The 18,169-nt window shown below is 64.5% G+C and carries 14 protein-coding genes and 1 tRNA gene; 9 read left to right on the forward strand and 6 right to left on the reverse strand.

From position 1 onward, the window contains the following. Positions 1 to 29: 29 nt before the first annotated feature. Positions 30 to 2,240 (reverse strand): ATP-dependent DNA helicase RecG, encoded by a 2,211-nt coding sequence (gene recG, locus J2D77_RS02830; protein ID WP_207844748.1) that lies wholly within the window; start codon positions 2,238 to 2,240, stop codon positions 30 to 32. A 68-nt stretch (positions 2,241 to 2,308) separates the two neighbouring features. Between recG and J2D77_RS02835 the strand changes: the two genes are divergently transcribed. Then, positions 2,309 to 2,629, forward strand: a complete 321-nt coding sequence (locus J2D77_RS02835; RefSeq protein WP_207844749.1) for an FAD assembly factor SdhE — start codon at positions 2,309 to 2,311, stop codon at positions 2,627 to 2,629. 88 nt (positions 2,630 to 2,717) lie between these two features. Then, a complete protein-coding gene (mfd, locus tag J2D77_RS02840) occupies positions 2,718 to 6,185 on the forward strand; it encodes a transcription-repair coupling factor (RefSeq protein ID WP_207844750.1) in 3,468 nt (1,155 codons plus the stop codon). A gap of 214 nt (positions 6,186 to 6,399) precedes the next feature. Here mfd and J2D77_RS02845 read toward each other — a convergent pair whose 3' ends face one another. Further along, positions 6,400 to 7,329, reverse strand: a complete 930-nt coding sequence (locus J2D77_RS02845; RefSeq protein ID WP_207844751.1) for a hypothetical protein — start codon at positions 7,327 to 7,329, stop codon at positions 6,400 to 6,402. Between the two features lie 63 nt (positions 7,330 to 7,392). Here J2D77_RS02845 and J2D77_RS02850 point away from each other — a divergent pair, with 63 nt between their 5' ends. Together J2D77_RS02850 and J2D77_RS02855 are read left to right on the forward strand one after the other, a co-directional pair. After that, the gene (locus tag J2D77_RS02850) at positions 7,393 to 8,373 is read left to right on the forward strand and encodes a bile acid:sodium symporter family protein (protein ID WP_207844752.1); all 981 of its coding nucleotides are present in this window, start codon (positions 7,393 to 7,395) and stop codon (positions 8,371 to 8,373) included. A 39-nt stretch (positions 8,374 to 8,412) separates the two neighbouring features. Then, positions 8,413 to 9,882: a pyridoxal phosphate-dependent decarboxylase family protein gene (locus tag J2D77_RS02855; protein ID WP_207844753.1), complete on the forward strand. Its 1,470-nt coding sequence runs from the start codon at positions 8,413 to 8,415 to the stop codon at positions 9,880 to 9,882. A gap of 144 nt (positions 9,883 to 10,026) precedes the next feature. Here J2D77_RS02855 and J2D77_RS02860 read toward each other — a convergent pair whose 3' ends face one another. The 3 genes from J2D77_RS02860 to J2D77_RS02870 all read right to left on the reverse strand — a co-directional run bounded on the left by J2D77_RS02860 (position 10,027) and on the right by J2D77_RS02870 (position 13,671). Beyond that, positions 10,027 to 11,955, reverse strand: a complete 1,929-nt coding sequence (locus tag J2D77_RS02860; RefSeq protein ID WP_207844754.1) for a cobaltochelatase CobT-related protein — start codon at positions 11,953 to 11,955, stop codon at positions 10,027 to 10,029. Between the two features lie 27 nt (positions 11,956 to 11,982). Further along, positions 11,983 to 12,990, reverse strand: coding sequence for an AAA family ATPase (locus J2D77_RS02865; protein ID WP_207844755.1), 1,008 nt, complete (start codon positions 12,988 to 12,990; stop codon positions 11,983 to 11,985). Positions 12,991 to 13,062: 72 nt separating this feature from the next. Beyond that, entirely contained in the window at positions 13,063 to 13,671 is a 609-nt protein-coding gene (locus J2D77_RS02870) for a J domain-containing protein (RefSeq protein WP_207844756.1), read from the reverse strand. Between the two features lie 51 nt (positions 13,672 to 13,722). Here J2D77_RS02870 and J2D77_RS02875 point away from each other — a divergent pair, with 51 nt between their 5' ends. Together J2D77_RS02875 and J2D77_RS02880 are read left to right on the forward strand one after the other, a co-directional pair. Next, positions 13,723 to 14,061, forward strand: a complete 339-nt coding sequence (locus J2D77_RS02875; RefSeq protein WP_207844757.1) for a BolA family protein — start codon at positions 13,723 to 13,725, stop codon at positions 14,059 to 14,061. Further along, entirely contained in the window at positions 14,058 to 14,642 is a 585-nt protein-coding gene (locus J2D77_RS02880; protein WP_331000048.1) for a LolA family protein, read from the forward strand. The genes J2D77_RS02875 and J2D77_RS02880 overlap by 4 nt, the downstream gene beginning before the upstream one ends. On the opposite strand, the gene lipB is transcribed toward J2D77_RS02880, so the two are convergent. Continuing rightward, positions 14,629 to 15,339, reverse strand: a complete 711-nt coding sequence (lipB, locus tag J2D77_RS02885; protein WP_207844758.1) for a lipoyl(octanoyl) transferase LipB — start codon at positions 15,337 to 15,339, stop codon at positions 14,629 to 14,631. The two genes, J2D77_RS02880 and lipB, sit on opposite strands and share 14 nt — an antisense overlap. Positions 15,340 to 15,411: 72 nt before the next feature. Between lipB and J2D77_RS02890 the strand changes: the two genes are divergently transcribed. The 3 genes from J2D77_RS02890 to pgmG all read left to right on the forward strand — a co-directional run bounded on the left by J2D77_RS02890 (position 15,412) and on the right by pgmG (position 18,123). Then, positions 15,412 to 15,497 (forward strand) — tRNA-Leu (locus J2D77_RS02890). Positions 15,498 to 15,829: 332 nt separating this feature from the next. Further along, positions 15,830 to 16,714 (forward strand): UTP--glucose-1-phosphate uridylyltransferase GalU, encoded by an 885-nt coding sequence (gene galU, locus J2D77_RS02895; RefSeq protein WP_207844759.1) that lies wholly within the window; start codon positions 15,830 to 15,832, stop codon positions 16,712 to 16,714. Continuing rightward, positions 16,714 to 18,123, forward strand: coding sequence for a phosphoglucomutase/phosphomannomutase PgmG (pgmG, locus tag J2D77_RS02900; RefSeq protein ID WP_207844760.1), 1,410 nt, complete (start codon positions 16,714 to 16,716; stop codon positions 18,121 to 18,123). Before galU ends, pgmG begins: the two co-directional genes overlap by 1 nt. Positions 18,124 to 18,169: the final 46 nt, after the last annotated feature.

The raw sequence follows: 18,169 nt of genomic DNA on the forward strand, positions 1-18,169 counted from the left end.
GCAAGGCGATTATCCGGCTGCCCCGCCGCTCAGCCGCTGTTGAAAATGCGCGCGGCATCCGCCTTGCCGAACAGGCTCAACACCGCGCTGACCGGGGCGGGCAGGACCGTGGGCGCTCCATCTGTGGGGTTGGTGGTGTCGGGCAGGAGGGCCGTGGCCTCGTTATGGGCTGTGTCCAGCAACTGATCGACCAGTGTGTCGGACGCCATGCGATATTCCGGCAGGCCGGACTGGCGGCGGCCTGTCGCTTCTCCCCCGCCGCGCAGGCGAAAATCCTCATCCGCGATTACAAAACCATCCTCGGTTTCGCGCAGGCAGGACAGGCGGCGCCTGGCGGTGTGGCCCAGCTCCTCGTCATGCAGAAGCAGGCAGTAGGACGCATCGCGCCCACGCCCCACCCGGCCGCGAAGCTGGTGGAGCTGCGCCAGCCCGAAGCGTTCGGCATGTTCAATGACCATGACCGTCGCACTGGGCACGTCCACCCCCACTTCGATCACGGTGGTGGCCACCAGAATGCGGGTCTTGCCGGTGGCGAAGTCCTGCAGGGCCTGTTCGCGCACATTCGTATCCTGCCGCCCGTGGGCCAAGCCGATTGCGGGCGCGGGCGCACCGCTCGTCCCATCCGTCCCGCTCCCAGCCAGTGCCGCGCCGAAGCGTGCCGCCAGGGCGGCCTGCCGGGCCTCGGCTGCGGCAATGTCCAGGCTTTCGCTTTCTGATACCAGGGGGCAGACCCAGAATATCTGCGCGCCATTGTTCAGGGCGCGGCCCACGCCTTCGAGTATATCGTCCATCGCGCCAAGGCTGTGCACGGATGTGCGCACGGGTTTGCGCCCGGCGGGTTTGCCTTCCAGCCTGCTGATCTGCATGTCGCCAAAGCGGGTCAGCAGCAGGGTGCGCGGAATGGGGGTCGCGGTCATGACCAGCATGTCCGCCTCATGCCCCTTTTCCACCAGCGCCAGGCGCTGGTCCACGCCAAAGCGGTGTTGTTCGTCCACCACCGCCAGACCCAGATCCGCAAAGTGCACGCTTTCCTGCACAAGGGCATGCGTACCCACAACCAGCTTCGCCGTGCCGTCCGCCATGGCGGCCAGGGCCTGCTTGCGGGCACGGCCCTTGACGGAACTGCACAGGAACGCCACCGGCACGGGGGACAGGCGCTCGAACGTGGCTGCGTGCTGGCGGGCCAGAATTTCCGTCGGCGCCATGATGGCGGCCTGCGCACCGGCTTCTACCGCGCGGAGCATGGCCAGCAGGGCCACAAGGGTCTTGCCGGCCCCCACGTCGCCCTGCACAAGGCGGCTCATGCGCAGGGGCTGGGCCATATCTGCCTCGATTTCGCGCAGCACATGTTTCTGGCCCGGCGTCAGGGCGTGGCCGAATGTCGCCAAAGCCTGGCGCTGAAGGTGCCCATCACCCAGGAAAGACCGGCCGGGCCGCGCACGGGACGCGTTCTGGGCAATGCGGATGGCAAGCTGGTCGGCCAGTAATTCGTCACAGGCAAGCCGGGCCTGCGCACGGGCGCGCAGGGTCTGCCAGTCTTCGCCCTGGGCACTGCCGGGAATCTGGTCGGGCCTGTGCAGCCATGTAAGGGCCGTGGCGAAATCGGGCCAGTCCTTGTGGCGTATAAGGGTGGGGTCGTGCCATTCGGGCAGGGCGGGGGGCAGGCGATCGAGCGCGGCCGTCATGGCCTGACGCACCTGGCCCCCGAACAGCCCGGCTGTCAGCGGCCATATGGGGTCCAGCAGGGGAATACGCGCCATGGCATGGGCGGGTAGCAGGTAGTCTGGCGTGGTCATGACCGGGCGGTCGTGAAAGGCCTCCACCTTGCCTGAGACGGCAATAGCCTCACCCAGAACGACCTGCCTGGCCTGCCAGGGGGAGAAAAACGCGATTTCGAGAATACCTGTCTGGTCAGTCATGCTCACGCGCCAGGGCTGGCGCGTGCGGGGGGCAGGGGGGCGAATGTCCAGCACCGTGCCGGTCAGCGTTGCCAGCATGCCGGGCCTGATCTGCGCTATTGTCGGGCGCGCCCTGCGATCGGTAACGGATTCAGGCAGGCAGAACAAAAGGTCCGCCACCCGGTTGCCCTGTGCGATACGGCCCAGCAGGCGTGCCCGCGCGGTGCTGACGCCGGGCAGGCTGGTCAGCGGTGCCAGCACGGGTGCGAGAACAGAGGGGACATCGCAAATGCCCTCTTGTGCCGGCACGAAAGAGGATGTGAAGGAAAGGGGGCTGGACACTGGGGGTACACGGGCCTCTTTTTGGCGGCTGACACACAGGAACAGCAAGGGTATAGGACAGCACAGCCATGCAAGACAATTTTACACAACACTCATCCGGGAAGCCTGCTGCCGCCACGCCGGACGACCTGTCGGCCCGCAGGCGCCGCCTGCGGTTTCGCGCCAACCACCGGGGCACGTTCGAGACCGATATCCTGATCGGCCAGTTTGTCGATGAACAGGCCGACAGCTTGAATGCCGACGAACTGGCGGATATGGAGGCCATTCTTGAAATGCCCGATCCCGACCTGACGGACTGGCTGTTCGGCCGCCTGCCATTGCCCGAGGAAAAAGTCACTCCGATGCTGCGCCGCATGGTGGATGCCTGCCGGACCCGATGCGGCAAATAGCCCCGGCCGGCCACGCCAGCCCAGGCATCCGGCAGGATGGGGCAGCAGGCCGGTGCGGGATACAACAGAGCAAGAGATGCAAGGCCAGATGACAGCAAACACGGGTGCGAACAGCCAAATAGCCACCATCTGGGGCGTGCCCGAGGGGTATGACGCGCTTTTGCTGGCCCGTCGCGCCGCCGAGCACAAGGGCCCGGTCCTGCATATTGCCCGCAGCGACGGCGCCATGACACGCCTTGCCGACATGCTGGCCTTTGTCGCAGCCGATATCGAAGTGCTGCGTTTTCCCGCATGGGACTGCCTGCCTTACGACCGTGTCTCCCCCAATCCGACCATTGTGGCCGAACGTGTCGCGACCCTGACCCGCCTGCTCGAACCCACCAGGGGCCCGCGCCTGGTGCTGACCACCGTGAACGCGGCGGTGCAGCGCGTGGCCCCGCGCAAGACGTTCGAAGGCCAGTCCCTGACCCTGCGCACGGGTGAAAGCCTGGATCAGGCGTTCCTGATCGACCTGCTGATCGCCAATGGCTACACGCGGACCGACACGGTGATGGAGGCAGGGGAGTTCGCCACGCGCGGGGGTATTTTCGACCTGTACCCGGCCGGAGCCATCGAACCCCTGCGGCTGGACCTGTTCGGTGACGAGGTGGAAAACATCCGCGCCTTCGACCCGGGCTCCCAACGTTCCACCGACAGGCGCGATAGCCTGGTGCTGTGCCCGGTCTCGGAATTTTCGCTCGATTCTGCCGCCATCTCGCGCTTTCGCACCGGCTGGCGCGATGTGTTCGGCCCCGGTGCCGCGTCTGACCCGCTTTACGAGAACGTATCGGACGGGCGGCGCTATCCCGGGCTGGAACACTGGCTACCGCTGTTCCACGAACAGATGGAAACGCTGTTCGACTATCTGCCGGGGGCCGCTGTCTCGCTCGAACATCAGGTGGCCGAAGGGCTGGCCGCACGGCTGGACATGATCGCCGATCATTATCAGGCCCGCCGCCAGCCCGCGCGTGAAGGGGAAGTGCCCTACCGCGCGTTGCCGCCGCATCTTCTATACCTGGACCAGAAGGGGTGGGATGCCTCGCTGGCGCGCCTGCCGGTGGTGGCGTTCAGCCCCTATGCGCAGCCAGACGGGGCAGGCGGGGTCGATGTCGGCGGGCGGCCGGGCAAGATGTTCGCCAAGATCGTGCCCGGTGCTCAGCGTGAACAGGTCTTTACCCTGCTGGGCGATCAGGTGCGCGAATGGGCGCAGGTCGGGCGCAGGGCTTACGTCGCGGCATGGAGCCGTGGTTCGCGCGAGCGCATTGGCGTGCTGCTGCGCGAACATGGGGTGGCGACCGAAACGTTCGAGACCTGGGCAAGTGCGCGCAAGGCCAAGGCAGGGCCGGTCGGCCTGCTGGCCTTCGAACTGGAACGCGGCTTCGTGGCCGATGACCTGGCCTTTGTTTCCGAACAGGATCTGCTGGGCGAACGGATCGGCCGCCCGCCCCGCCGCAAGCGCCGGGCCGACGAACTGATCGCCGAAGCCAGCGAACTGTCGGCGGGCGATCTGGTGGTGCACCAGGATTACGGTATTGGGCGGTATGACGGGCTGGAAACGCTCAGTGTCGGCGTGGCCCCGCATGACTGCCTGCGCCTGCTTTATGATGGCGATGAAAAACTCTATCTGCCGGTCGAGAACATAGAACTGCTCAGCCGGTTCGGGTCCGACCAGTCGGGCGTGGCGTTGGACAAGCTGGGTGGTGTGGCCTGGCAGAACCGCAAGGCGCAGATGAAGAAGCGCATCCGCGACATGGCGGGTGAGCTGATCCGCACCGCCGCGGCCCGCGCCCTGAAGGAAGCCCCCGAACTGACCCCGCCCGAAGGCATGTGGGACGAATTCTGCGCGCGTTTCCCGTTCATCGAAACCGACGATCAGGCCCGTGCGATTTCCGACGTGCTTGAAGACATGGCCTCCGGCCGCCCCATGGACCGGCTGGTCTGCGGCGATGTGGGTTTCGGCAAGACCGAGGTCGCCCTGCGCGCCGCATTCGTGGCCGCCATGTCGGGCGGGCAGGTGGCGGTGGTGGTGCCCACCACGCTGCTTGCACGCCAGCACTACCGGACCTTCGTCGCCCGGTTCGAGGGCTTTCCCGTCAAGGTGGCGCAACTGTCGCGCATGGTCACGGGCAAGGAGGCGACGGCTATCCGCCAGGGCCTGGCCGACGGCAGCGTGAATATCGTGATCGGCACGCACGCCCTGCTGGCCAAGACCATCAAGTTCGCTGCACTCGACCTGCTGATTATCGACGAGGAACAGCATTTCGGGGTGGCGCACAAGGAAAAGCTCAAGGCCCTGCGTGAAGATGTGCATGTGCTGACCCTTTCGGCAACACCGCTGCCGCGCACCTTGCAGCTTTCCCTTTCCGGCGTGCGGGAAATGAGCCTGATCGCCACCCCGCCGACCGACCGCTTGGCCGTGCGCACGTTCATCATGCCGTTCGACAGCGTGGTGATCCGCGAGGCGATCCAGCGCGAGCGTTTTCGCGGTGGGCAGATTTTCTGTGTCGCACCCCGGATCGAGGATCTGGACCGCCTGGCCGAACGGCTGAGCGCCATCGTGCCCGACGCCCGCCTTATCCAGGCGCATGGGCGGCTTTCCCCCACCGAGCTTGAGCGCGTGATGACCGAGTTCTCGGACGGGAAATACGATATCCTGCTCTCGACCAATATTGTCGAAAGCGGGCTGGACATGCCTGCGGTGAACACGCTCATCATCCACCGGGCCGACATGTTCGGGCTGGGCCAGCTTTACCAGTTGCGTGGGCGCGTGGGCCGGGGCAAGCAGCGCGGCTACGCCTACCTGACGTGGCCGCAGACGCATGCGCTGTCCGTCTCTGCCCAGAAGCGGCTTGAGGTGATGCAGACGCTCGATACGCTGGGGGCGGGCTTCACGCTTGCCTCGCACGATCTGGACCTACGTGGCGCGGGCAACCTGCTGGGCGACCAGCAGTCGGGCCATGTGCGTGAGGTGGGAATAGAACTCTACCAGCAGATGCTCGAAGACGCGGTGGCCGACCTGCGTTCGGAAAAAGGCCGCAAGGCGCATGACGACCGGGACTGGACGCCCACCATCGTCATGGGCCTGCCGGTGCTTATCCCCGATACCTATGTGCCCGACCTGCCCGTGCGGCTGGGGCTGTACCGGCGTATCAGCGGCCTTTCGTCGGATGCGGAAACCGAAGCGATGGAAGCGGAACTGATCGACCGTTTCGGCGCGATACCAGAAGAAGTTAAAAACCTTCTCGATATCGTTGATATTAAAAGATTATGCAGAAAGGCCGGGGTCGAGAAAGTGGAGGCCGGCCCCAAGGGCATGGTGATCCAGTTCCGCCATAACAGCTTTGGCAATCCGGCCGGGCTGGTGCAGTGGATGGGCAAGTGGAAGGACGGCGCCGTCCGTCTGCGGCCCGACCACAAGCTGGCCTGCGTGCGCGAACTGACCAACGTGCAGCGCGTGGGCCTGGCCAGCAAGGTTCTGAAGGATCTGGCCGCCTTGTGCGAGAAAATACCCGCCTGAAAATGGCCGCCCCCACGCCGTGACTTGCAGGCCGGTCAGGGCGTGGGGCCTAGGGCTCAGGAGGACGGGCGCAGGATTGGCGTCGGCCCATCCGGCGTGTTAGTGGCTGGGCTCCAGGGGACCACCGGCACGAGGGAGAGGGCCGCTGCTTGAAAGCCATCTGTCACGCAAAGCCGGTTTATGCGGGCTTCGGGCGGGAATGGTCCGCGCGGGATTAGCGCAGCGGCAGAGGAAAGCCGTTGACCGTCAGCACGCCGCCTTCCCACGTGGTATCCCAGGTGTTCTGTTCGCCCGAGCGGTGGCTGACAAGGCGTGCGACCACAAGGGCCGCGGCCAGCTTGATCTGCTTTTCAGACCGGGCCTTCTCGATGAGGGATTCCAGATTGGCGATTTCCAGATGGCCAGAAGCCGATGTGTTGCCCACATTGCCGGTCAGGGTCGCCTGGCCATGGCCTTGCAGCCTGATCGCACCCTGGCTGGCTTCCAGGCTGGAAATGGTGGCATGCACGGCCGGGCTTGCCGTACTCCGCCCGCCAATGGCGTCCATCAAAGCGGGCAGTTCATTCGCAGGCAGGGAAAAGACCGCCCGGGCGGCCGATGGCAGTAGGCCCTGATTGGCGACGTTGTGGAAGCTTACCCCGTTCATGGACAGGGAAACGGAGCTGATCTGCTGGGGGGTGGCGGGCTGCATCTGGTAGCGCACGCTGCCCAGGCCCACCTGTGCGGTGCCGTGAACGACCGTGGCGTTCTGCCATGTCAGGTCGTAGCCCTTGCCCGCCTTGAGTGTGGCTGCGACCTGGCGACCCTGTGCCGCAAGCCAGTTCGAACACGCACCGTTGTGCAGTCCTGACATTGCCGATACCAGCAGCAATGCCGCGGCTTCCGCCTGGTCATGGAGGCTGTCCGCACTGGCGCCCTGGCCGCGAAAAACATAATGCGCCGCGTTCAGCCTTGTGCCGCCATCAGGCGTGCTGATGGAAAAACCGTCATAGGTGACGCCCTGCGGCGTGTCCTGCATGGCGGCGTGGCGAATAAGGGCGCAGCCCGAAGGCGCGGCCGCAAGGGCCGATGACCCGGCACCCGCAATGGCGCCCAGGCTCACGACACCGCGAACAAGGAAGTATAAAAAAGAGTTATGCTTCATTTCAGGCGGAGAGTGCCGTAAGTAGACACCGCAAGCAAGCCTGATCGTGGAGGATCAAAGCCAGTGCGGTTTTTGAAAATGGACCCTTTCCTGGTCGGGTTGGTATGCACCATCCTGCTGGCGACAATCATACCCTGCCACGGTGCGGCGGTGCCGGTTTTCCACTGGCTGTCCATCGGGCTGATTTCGCTCATGTTCTTCCTTCAGGGGGCCAGGCTGTCGCGTGCGGCGGTGGTGGAAGGGCTGGTGGCATGGCGGCTGCATATCATCATCCTGTGCTGCACCTTCGTGCTGTTTCCCGTGATCGGGCTGGCGGCCCACGCCATGTTCCCCGGCCTGCTGCTGCCCGATGTGTGGCTGGGAATCCTGTTCCTGTGCTGCCTGCCCTCCACCGTGCAGTCGTCCATTGCGTTTACGTCCATCGCGGGGGGGAACGTGCCTGCGGCGGTCTGCGCGGCGACGGCGTCCAACGTGCTGGGTATTTTCATAACGCCCGTTCTGGTGGGGCTTGTACTGCGCCAGCATGGTGCGGTGGGCGGCAACCCGCTCGATATCGTCTACCAGCTTCTGCTGCCCTTCGTGCTGGGCCAGCTTGTGCAGCCCTGGCTGGGGGACTGGGCGCACCGCAACAAGACGCTTCTGTCCTTTTCGGACCGGGGGTCCGTTCTTGTGGTGGTGTATACCGCCTTCAGTGATGCGGTCATGCAGGGGCTATGGCACAAGCTGCCGCCGGCCGAACTGGGCATGATCGCCCTGGCCGACACGGCGTTGCTGGCTACGGTCCTTATCATCACCATCCTGGGTTCGCGCGCGGTAGGCGTGCCCCTGAAGGACGAAATCGCGATCGTGTTCTGCGGTTCCAAGAAAACGCTGGCATCGGGCGTGCCCATGGCCAATGTGCTGTTCCCGCCCGCCACTGTCGGCATTATCGTGCTGCCGCTGATGATGTATCACCAGATCCAGCTTTTTGTCTGCGCCATGCTCGCCCGCCGCTTTGCCCGCCAGACGCGTGAGGAAAACAAGCTGGCCGAGCAGGCGGTCTGAGACCCCGCGATAGCATGCAACACGACGGAAGGAATATTCGTGGCTGGCCTTGATCCCCAAGATTGGGAAGACCTGCGCGCCCAGGGCCACAGGATGCTTGACGCAATGATCGACAACATTCGCGACGTGGCGGCGGGGCCGGTCTGGCAGCCCATGCCACCCGCGTTGCGCGCGGGCTTTGCCACCGCCCCCCTGCCGGTGGAAGGGCGGGATCTGGGCGAATTGCATGCCCGCTTTGTGGAGGCCGTGCAGCCTTATTCCGTGGGCAACAGGCATCCGCGTTTCATGGGGTGGGTGCATGGCGGCGGCACGGCCCAGGGCATGCTGGCGGATATGCTGGCAGCGGGGCTTAATGCGAATCTGGGCGGGCGCAACCATGCGCCGGTCGATGTCGAACGCATGGTCATTCGCTGGGCGGCGGAAATGTTCGGCTTCCCAGATACGACGACGGGGCTGCTGGTGACAGGTTCGTCCATGGCCAATTTCATCGCCATTCTCACGGCCAGCCGCGCCGTGGCGGGTGGTGCCGCATTACGCCAGGCCGGTGTGGGTGGGCGCAGGCTGGTGGGTTACGCCGCCCGGACCGCCCATGGCTGCGTGGCGCGGGCTTTCGATATGGCGGGGCTGGGCATGCAGGCCCTGCGGCGCGTGCCCACCGGCCGCGACCACCGCATGGACCTTGCCGCCCTGGGCCACATGCTGGCGGAGGACCGTGCAGCCGGGTTCGAGCCCTTCATGGTGATCGGCACCGCCGGCACGGTGGATACCGGCAGCGTGGACCCGTTAAACGAGCTTGCCGATCTGGCCCAAGCCGAAAAGCTCTGGTTCCATGTCGATGGCGCATTCGGTGCCCTGGCCCGCCTGTCCGCCCAGCACGCGCCTTTGGTGCAGGGAATGGAGCGGGCCGACAGCCTGGCCTTCGATTTTCATAAATGGGCGCAGGTGCCCTATGACGCGGGCTGCGTGCTGGTGCGCGATCCGGGAGCCCAGGCCGCCGCCTTCGCGCAGGCGCTGGATTACCTGGCGCGCGAGGACAGGGGCCTTGCGGCTCACGCCCCGTGGTTCTGCGACCTTGGCCCGGACCTGTCCCGTGGGTTCAGGGCACTCAAGGTGTGGTTCGCGCTCGAAGGCTTCGGCACCCACCGGCTGGGTGAGGTCGTCGCCCGTTCCTGTGCGGTGGCCCGGCATCTGGCCGCACGTGTCAGCCGCACGCCCTGCCTGGAACTGCTGGCCCCCGTTACGCTGAATATTGTCTGTTTTCGCCTGGTCGTGGCCGATGGGCAGGATCTGGACCGGCTGAACGCCGAACTGGTGAAGGATCTGCATGAAAGCGGCATTGCCGCACCCTCGACCACGCGCATCAACGGGCAGCTTGCAATCCGTGCGGCCATGGTAAACCACCGCACGACCGAGCAGGATGCCGACATCATGCTCGATGCCCTGCTGGACTTGGCTCAACTCCGGCTGGGTGTTGCACCCCAGGCGTGTTCCCCCACCCCCGTGGGCTAAAACCGCCGGGGAAGGGGGCTGAGCGGTACTATCCGGCCCCGGTCAGCCAGATGGCCAACACACCGCCCGCATATATGTCGCAGCGTTATGGTGCGCCCGTCATGCAGGGTGCGACCTGCAAAGATGCTCCTTGAGCCCGTTCCTTCAGCGGGGGGTGCGGCGGCCCCTGTGCAGGCCGCGTTTTTCCGCGAACAGGGCGGAGAGCGATTGCAGCATGGTGCCGCCCAGTTCTTCCGCATCCGTAATGGTGACCGCACGCTGGTAATAGCGGGTGACATCGTGCCCGATCCCGATTGCCGTCAGTTCCACCGCACTGCGGTTTTCGATCATGTGAATGACCTCGCGCAGGTGGTCTTCCAGGTAGGAGGCGGGGTTGACCGAAAGCGTGCTGTCATCCACCGGTGCGCCGTCTGAAATCACCATCAGGATCTTGCGCGATTCCGGCCGGGCCTTCAGCCGCTGCCACGCCCAGAGCAGGGCTTCCCCGTCGATGTTTTCCTTCAAAAGCCCTTCACGCAGCATCAGGCCCATATTGGCGCGCGCCCGCCGCCAGGGCGTATCCGCCGCCTTGTAGATGATATGGCGCAGATCGTTCAGCCGCCCGGGGTTGGGGGGCTTGTGGTTCTGCAACCACATCTCGCGGCTTTGCCCGCCTTTCCAGGCCCGGGTGGTAAAGCCCAGGATTTCCACCTTCACGCCGCAGCGCTCCAGCGTGCGGGCCAGGATATCCCCGCAGGCGGCCGCGACCGAAATGGGCCGCCCCCGCATGGAGCCGGAATTGTCGACCAGCAAGGTCACGACCGTATCGCGGAATTCCGTATCGCGTTCGCGCTTGTAGGACAGCGAAAGCCCCGGATTGGCCACGATACGCGACAGCCTGCCCGCATCCAGGATGCCCTCTTCCAGATCGAAGGACCACGAACGGGTCTGCTGGGCCATCAGCCGGCGTTGCAGCCGGTTGGCCAGGCGCGAGACAATGCCGTGCAGGGTCGCCAGTTGCAGGTCTAGCTGATGGCGCAGGCGGTTGAGTTCTTCCGGGTCGCACAGTTCCTCGGCGGGAATTTCCTCATCGAAACGGGTCGTATAGGGGTGGTAGCCCTTGCCGGTCTCACCGGGTTCGATCTCCGAACGGCCACCCGGTCCCGCGGCATCGCCCGTGCCTTCTGCCGATCCGGATTCCTGCTCTTCCTCGGCGATGTCGTCGGAGCTTTCGCCCCCGCCGGCCAGCAGTTGCGGCTGGGTGACGGCATCCGACAGGTCGGGTTCCTGCGCGGTGGTCTCGTCCTGTTCGTCGGGTGGGGGCTGGTTCGCGTCGTCATCGGGCGAATCGGTCGTGTCCGTGCCGGACTCGTCCTGCGTTTCCTCATCCTCGGAAACCGCTTCTTCCTCCGTCAGGGAACAGGCGGCCAGCAGCTTGCGTGTCGCGCGCGAATAGGCGCGCTGGCTGTCCTGGTCGTGGGCCAGTGCGTCCAGCGCGTCCAGCGCCTGCGGGGGCAGGGTGGCCTTCCACTGGCTGACGATCGCGCGGGCGGCCTCGGGCATGGGCTCGCCCGTCAGTTTCTCACGCGCGAGAAGTTCAAGCCCCACCACGGGCGAAAGCTGGCTGGGGTCGGTCATGCGTTCCAGGCCGTAGGCATGCACCTCCCGTTCCAGGCGGTGGCGCAGGTTTGCCGCCACGCCTTTCATGTGGCGTGCGCCCACGGCTTCTATGCGGGCCTGTTCCAGCGCGTCATATACCTCACGCGCGAGCGTATCGGCGGGTTGGCGGGCGGCATGCAGCGCGAAGTCGTGGTGTTTCAGGCGCAAGGCCTGGGCATCGGCCGTGCCACGCAGGCGCTGCTTTTCAGCCTCGTCCAGGGCCATGGACGGGTTGGGCAGGCGGATTTTCTCGCCCAGGCTCAAGGGCGCAAGCGGCATGTTCCCGCTATGGAAGGACAAATCCGCCTCACGCTGGCCGCCCATGGCCCGCAGCGTGGCGGCCGTGGCCTGTTTAAAGGCGTCGGCCTGCTTTTCGGCCGCTTCGCGCGTCAGGCGGGAGGATGGGCCTGCCGGCCCCTTTGTGTGCTCGGCCATGGGGTCTGTGCTTTATCTATCTGCCCCTCAGCCGCCACGGCCGGGCAGGGGGCTGCTGTTGAAGCAGCGCTGGTAGTACTCGGCCACCATGCCGCGTTCGGCCTCGTCGCATTTGTTCAGGAAGGTCACGCGGAAGGCAAAGGCCATGTCCTTGAAAATGCGTTCGTTTTCCGCCCAGGCAATGACCGAGCGGGGCGACATGACAGTAGACAGGTCCCCGGCCATGAAGCCGGCGCGGGTCAGGGCCGCCAGGGCCACCATGTTGTCGATCTTCGCGCGTTCGGCCTTGTCGTCGGCCGCAATACCCAGGCGCGAGCAGACAATGCCCACCTCCTGCTGATGGGGCAGGTAGTTGAGCGATGTCACGATGTTCCAGCGGTCCATCTGCCCCTGGTTGATCTGCTGCGTGCCGTGGTACAGGCCGGTCGTATCGCCCAGCCCCACGGTGTTGGCGGTGGCGAACAGCCGGAACCACGGGTTGGGGGTGATAACGCGGTTCTGGTCCAGCAGGGTCAGCTTGCCTTCCACTTCCAGGACGCGCTGGATCACGAACATTACGTCGGGGCGGCCGGCATCGTATTCGTCAAAAACCAGGGCACACGGGCGTTGCAGGCACCACGGCAGCAGGCCTTCCTGGAATTCGGTCACCTGCTGGCCGTCCTGGACCACGATGGCGTCCTTGCCGATCAGGTCGATGCGCGAGACATGGCTGTCCAGGTTGATGCGGATGCACGGCCAGTTCAGCCGGGCCGCGATCTGTTCGACATGCGAGGATTTGCCCGTGCCGTGAAAGCCCTGGACCATGACGCGCCGATTGAACGAAAAGCCCGCCAGGATGGCCAGCGTGGTTTCGCGGTCGAACAGATAGGCCGGATCGATTTCGGGCACATGGTCCGTGCGGATGGAAAAGGCGGGCACGGTCATGTCGGACTCGATTCCGAACACATCACGCACCGAAACCTCCCGGTCCGGTACCGAAATGGCCGAAATGGGGGGCAGGTCACTGGTGGATGTGGAGGAAAGGATATCCGTCATGATGGTCCGTCTGGTCGTATGGTGGGGCGGGAGGCTGGCCCGCTGTGCGAAGAGCGGGGCGAGGATACATGATCAGCCTGTTTTTTCGAGGTTTTCCGTCAAGAGATGCGTCTTGACGATGGTGAAGGCGACATTGATCTGCTTGAGCCGTTCTTCCGCCGCCCGGCTGCCGTTGTTGGTATCGGGGTGGTTCTTGCGGGCAAGGGCGCGGTACTGGGTCTTGGCTTCTTCGAGCGAAACCGGCCAGGGCAGGCCCAGAATGGCCAGGGGTTCGCGCAGGGCGGAAGGCGTGCGCGGGGCCGCCTGCGCACGCGCGCGTTCGGCCCGCGCCTGACGATGCTGGCCCAGAATATCCAGCGGGTCCAGGATATCGTCATCCTGGGGGGCCGCCCGGCGGGAGGAAGCGCTCTGGCCAAAGGCCCAGCTTGGCCGGTCCCAGCGCGTATCGGCCCGTAGCTGGGCTTCGATCTGTGCTGTGGACATGCCTTTATAGTAGTCCCACCGTGCATTATAGTCGCGCACATGCTCCAGGCAGAACCAGTAGTACTGGTTCAGCGCATCGCGCGAACGCGGCGCGCGATACCCTGCCGGGCTTGCGCAGTCCGGCATGTCGCAGCAGCACTGCGGCGCGTTGGGGTCGGGGTCAAACGCGCGGGGACGGGTGTTCCTTCGCTTCATCATTCAATGTTATTTGCGTCGCAAACGTGTCGGTCGCAAGGGGTTAACGTGCATATGACCAGTCTTTCAGAATCTGCCGCCGCCGCCACCCAGGGCCCGGAGCGCGCTTTGCGGGTGCGCCGCACGCTGGAGGCCCGGTTCAAGCCGCTGCGTCTGGACATACAGGACGAAAGCAGCCGTCATGCCCACCATGTGGCCATGACGCGCGGCCCCGAGGCCGGTGCCACGGAGACGCATTTCCGTGTTTATATGGTTTCGGATGCTTTTGCAGGCGTAAACCGCGTGACTCGGTCACGCATGGTGCACGATATTCTAGCAGATGAGTTCGCCAGCGGCCTGCATGCCCTGGCCCTGACCCTGCGCACCCCGGATGAGGAAGGACACGGCGCGTGAATACCCACCCCCTGACGCGCCGCAGGCTTATGGCGCTGATGCCCGCAGCACTGGCCCCCCTGGCGCTGGCCGCGTGCGCTACGTCCCAGGGGGGCGCGCCGGGCCCCGGGGTGGCGCCCCAGGTCGCCCGGGTCGAGGCCTATCTGCGCCATGTCAACCTGGCGGAGGAGCCCTTTACCCAGGTCTGGCCTGACGGGGCGCATGGTGGCGGGGTGCTGACCTATCGCCCCGGCGCGCTGGACATGCAGTACACGGCCCCGCATGCCATGGAACTGCGGGCCAGCGGGCACCATGCCGTTTTCACGGATAGCCAGTCCGGCTCGGAAACCCGGATCGGCCTGGCGCATAACCCGCTTGGCCTCCTGCTTGACGACCCGGTGCGCCTGTCAGGCCCCGTTACGGTCACGGATCTGCACCAGGGTGGCGGGTTCCTCCAGCTTTCGCTCACGCGAACGGATAACCCGTCCCAGGGGCTGGTGACCTTGCGCTTTCGCGATTCCGGCACCAGCCTGACCTTGTACGAGGTTCATATTGTCGATGAACGCCGACAGGTCACGCTGATCACGCTCACCCCTGTGTAAGGGCGGCCTCGCTCAGTTCGACCTCCCGCAGGGGGGAAGGCACGCTGCCGAAAACCTTTTCCCACGCTGTCATCAGGGCTGCGTCCAGTTCCTCCAGCGTGGTGGTCAGCCCCAGCTTGCGAAAGCTGGTCACACCAAAGTCGCGGATGCCGCAGGGCACGATCCCGTCGAAATCCGCCATATCGGGGCAGAGGTTGATGGCAACACCATGCCAACTGACCCAGCGCGACACCCGCACCCCTATGGCCGCGATCTTTTCCTCCCGCCCGGTCGCGGGGTCCGTGACCCATACGCCCACGCGGCCCTCGCGCACCTCCCCCTTCAGGCCGAAATGCGCCAGCGCCGTAATCACCCAGCTTTCCAGGGCGTGGACGTAGGCGCGCAGGTCGCGCGGGGGTACCTGCGCGTGCGCGCGGGCAAGGTCGAGCATGACATAGGCGGTCCGCTGGCCCGGGCCGTGATAGGTCCACTGCCCGCCGCGCCCGGCATGGTAGGTGGGGTAGTGATGGGGGTTGAACAGGTCCTCGGGCTTTGCGGATGTGCCGGAGGTGAACAGGGGCGGGTGTTCAAGCAACCAGACCCGCTCGGCCGCGTTGTCGCTGCGGATATCGCGGGAAATCCGTTCCATGCGGTCCAGGGCAAGCGGGTAGGGAGCCTGGTTTTTGCTGATTTCCCATAAAATTTGTTCTTTGGTCATTGCCGCCTGTTTATGGTTCGGTTATACGCATCTCACCTCACGGTATCGCCTTTTCGGTGCCGGTTGTCACGTGCGGTCGTGGCGGAATGGTAGACGCGCAAGCTTGAGGTGCTTGTGGGGGAAACCCCGTGGAAGTTCGAGTCTTCTCGACCGCACCAATTTTTCCAAAAGTCATTCTAAATGCGTGAACAAGCGGGTGCAGCCCCCTTTGGGGCACGCACGCGCATGTCCATCATGCGTGCATGGCGGGGTTTTGTCCGCTTTTGGTCCCGGCTTGGTCATAATCACGCCGTTCTTTTCCGGTTTTTGGAAAAGGTCGGCTACTTCGCTATATGTCGATAAAGCAGGCCTGCCGGGGGAAAAGGCCTTCGCGTCGTGACGTCTGGCGCGGCCTGCCATGATTAAGTATCGTCAATCGTATTGCGCGGGTTCGGCCGTGCGGGCCGGTTGAGACGGTCGATGTTCAACTATATTTTAAGGTGTTGCATTCGTGTCTAAACCCAAGCGTTTACGTAAAGCAGTTCTGCCGGTTGCAGGTCTGGGAACCCGGTTCCTCCCGGCGACAAAAGCCATGCCCAAGGAAATGCTGCCGGTCGTTGACAAGCCGCTCATTCAATATGCCATCGACGAGGCGCGCGCCGCCGGGATCGAGGAATTCTGCCTGATCACGGGCCGTGGCAAGGACTCGCTGATCGATTATTTCGATATCGCCTACGAACTTCAAAGCACGCTGAAGGAACGCAACAAGATCGACTGCCTGGAAGCGCTTGCTCCCAGCTCGATCGAGGCCGGATCGCTGATCGCGGTGCGCCAGCAGGAACCGCTGGGCCTGGGCCATGCGATCTGGTGCGCGCGTTCCTTTATTGGCGACGATCCGTTCGCCATTCTCCTGCCGGACGATATCGTCCAGTCCAAGTCGGGCTGCCTCAAGCAGCTTGCCGACGCCTATTACGAGACCGGCGGCAGCGTGGTCGCGGTGACGGAAGTGCCGCGCGACCATACCAACCGCTACGGTATTCTCGATATCGGCAAGGATGACGGTCGCCTGGTCGAGGTCAAGGGCCTTGTGGAAAAGCCGCAGCCTGAAAACGCGCCGTCCAACCTGTCCATTATCGGGCGCTATATTCTTACACCCCATGTCATGAAGCATCTGGCCAAGCTGGAAAAAGGTGCGGGGGGTGAGGTGCAGTTGACCGACGCCATGGCCAAGACCATCGGTGAAGCGCCTTTCCATGGCCTGCGCTACGAAGGTACGCGCCACGATTGCGGCAACAAGCTCGGCTTTTTGGAAGCGCAGATCGCCTTCGCCCTGGAACGTCCCGAACTGGCCGATGGCGTGCGGGAATTCCTCAAGCGTTATGCGGAAGAAGTCTGATGTCCTTCACCCATACCTTCGACCCGACAAGCCTGCGCGAATATGATATTCGCGGGATTGTCGGCAAGACGCTCAATGCGGAAGATGCCTTCGCCATCGGGCGGACATTCGGCAGCATGGTGCGGCGCAACGGCGGCAAGACGGTCGTTGTCGGCTATGACGGGCGCCTGTCCTCCCCCACGCTGGAACAGGCCCTGGTCGAAGGCTTGAGCGCATGCGGGCTGGAGGTCACGCGCGTCGGGCGCGGGCCCACGCCCATGCTGTATTACGCGTCGGCCACGCTCAAGGCGGATGGCGCCATCATGGTCACGGGCAGCCATAATCCGCCCGACTATAACGGCTTCAAGATGATGATGGCGGGCAAGCCTTTCTACGGCGCGCAAATTCGCGCGCTGGGCGAGCACGCGCAAAAAGGCGATGTCGTGCCTGCCGAAAAAGGCAGCGTGCGTAATATCGACCTGCGCGACGAGTACGTCCGCCGGCTGGTGACGGATTATGACGGGGGCGATCGCAAGCTCAAGATCGTCTGGGACAACGGGAACAGCTCGGCCGGTGAAATCCTGGAAAAGCTCGTCGCCGTCCTGCCGGGCGAGCATATCGTGCTCAACGCGACCATCGATGGCACATTCCCCGCCCATCACCCGGACCCCACGGTGGCCAAGAACCTTGAGCAACTGATTTCCGCGGTGCGGGATAACAAGGCCGATCTCGGCATTGCCTTCGATGGGGATGCCGATCGGATCGGCCTGGTGGACGACAAGGGTGAAATCCTGTGGGGTGACCAGACGCTGATCATGCTCGCCCGCGATGTGCTGAAAACCCACCCGGGTGCGACCATCATCGCCGATGTCAAGGCAAGCCAGGTCCTGTTCGATGAAGTCGCGCGCGCCGGCGGCAAGCCGCTGATGTGGCGCACGGGGCATTCGCTCATCAAGTCCAAGATGGCGGAAACGGGGTCGCCCCTGGCGGGCGAAATGTCGGGCCATATCTTCTTTGCCGATAAATGGTACGGCTTTGATGACGCGCTTTATGCCGGTGTGCGCGCCCTGGGCATTATCGCGCGGATGGGCAAGCCGCTTTCCGCTTTCCGCGAAGCGTTGCCGGGCACCATTTCCACCCCGGAAGTGCGCTTTGACTGTGACGATCATCGCAAGTTCAAGGTGATCGAGGACGTGGCGGAACGACTGCGCAAAGCCGGGGCCGATGTTTCGGAAATCGACGGTGTGCGCGTGAACACCCCCGATGGCTGGTGGTTGCTGCGTGCATCCAACACGCAGGCCGTGCTGGTGGCCCGTGCCGAAGGGCGCGACGCCGCAGGGCTGGAGCGCTTGAAGGACGCTATTGTCAGCCAGCTTGAACAATCAGGCCTGGAACGGCCGGATTTCTCGGGCAACAACGCGGGACATTAACCCAGCCTCGGTCGGCGGTTGCGCCCCGACAGGGGCCTGCTACTGG

The organism is Acetobacter garciniae, from assembly GCF_017377735.1.
Taxonomy (GTDB): Bacteria; Pseudomonadota; Alphaproteobacteria; order Acetobacterales; family Acetobacteraceae; genus Acetobacter; species Acetobacter garciniae.

Coding starts and splice junctions, on each gene's coding strand:
- J2D77_RS02875 (WP_207844757.1), top strand. CDS start 13,723: ATGACCAGTCTTTCAGAATCTGCCGCCGCCGCCACCCAGGGCCCGGAG.
- mfd (WP_207844750.1), top strand. CDS start 2,718: ATGACAGCAAACACGGGTGCGAACAGCCAAATAGCCACCATCTGGGGC.
- J2D77_RS02835 (WP_207844749.1), top strand. CDS start 2,309: ATGCAAGACAATTTTACACAACACTCATCCGGGAAGCCTGCTGCCGCC.
- pgmG (WP_207844760.1), top strand. CDS start 16,714: ATGTCCTTCACCCATACCTTCGACCCGACAAGCCTGCGCGAATATGAT.
- J2D77_RS02860 (WP_207844754.1), bottom strand. CDS start 11,955: ATGGCCGAGCACACAAAGGGGCCGGCAGGCCCATCCTCCCGCCTGACG.
- J2D77_RS02845 (WP_207844751.1), bottom strand. CDS start 7,329: ATGAAGCATAACTCTTTTTTATACTTCCTTGTTCGCGGTGTCGTGAGC.
- lipB (WP_207844758.1), bottom strand. CDS start 15,339: ATGACCAAAGAACAAATTTTATGGGAAATCAGCAAAAACCAGGCTCCC.
- J2D77_RS02870 (WP_207844756.1), bottom strand. CDS start 13,671: ATGATGAAGCGAAGGAACACCCGTCCCCGCGCGTTTGACCCCGACCCC.
- J2D77_RS02865 (WP_207844755.1), bottom strand. CDS start 12,990: ATGACGGATATCCTTTCCTCCACATCCACCAGTGACCTGCCCCCCATT.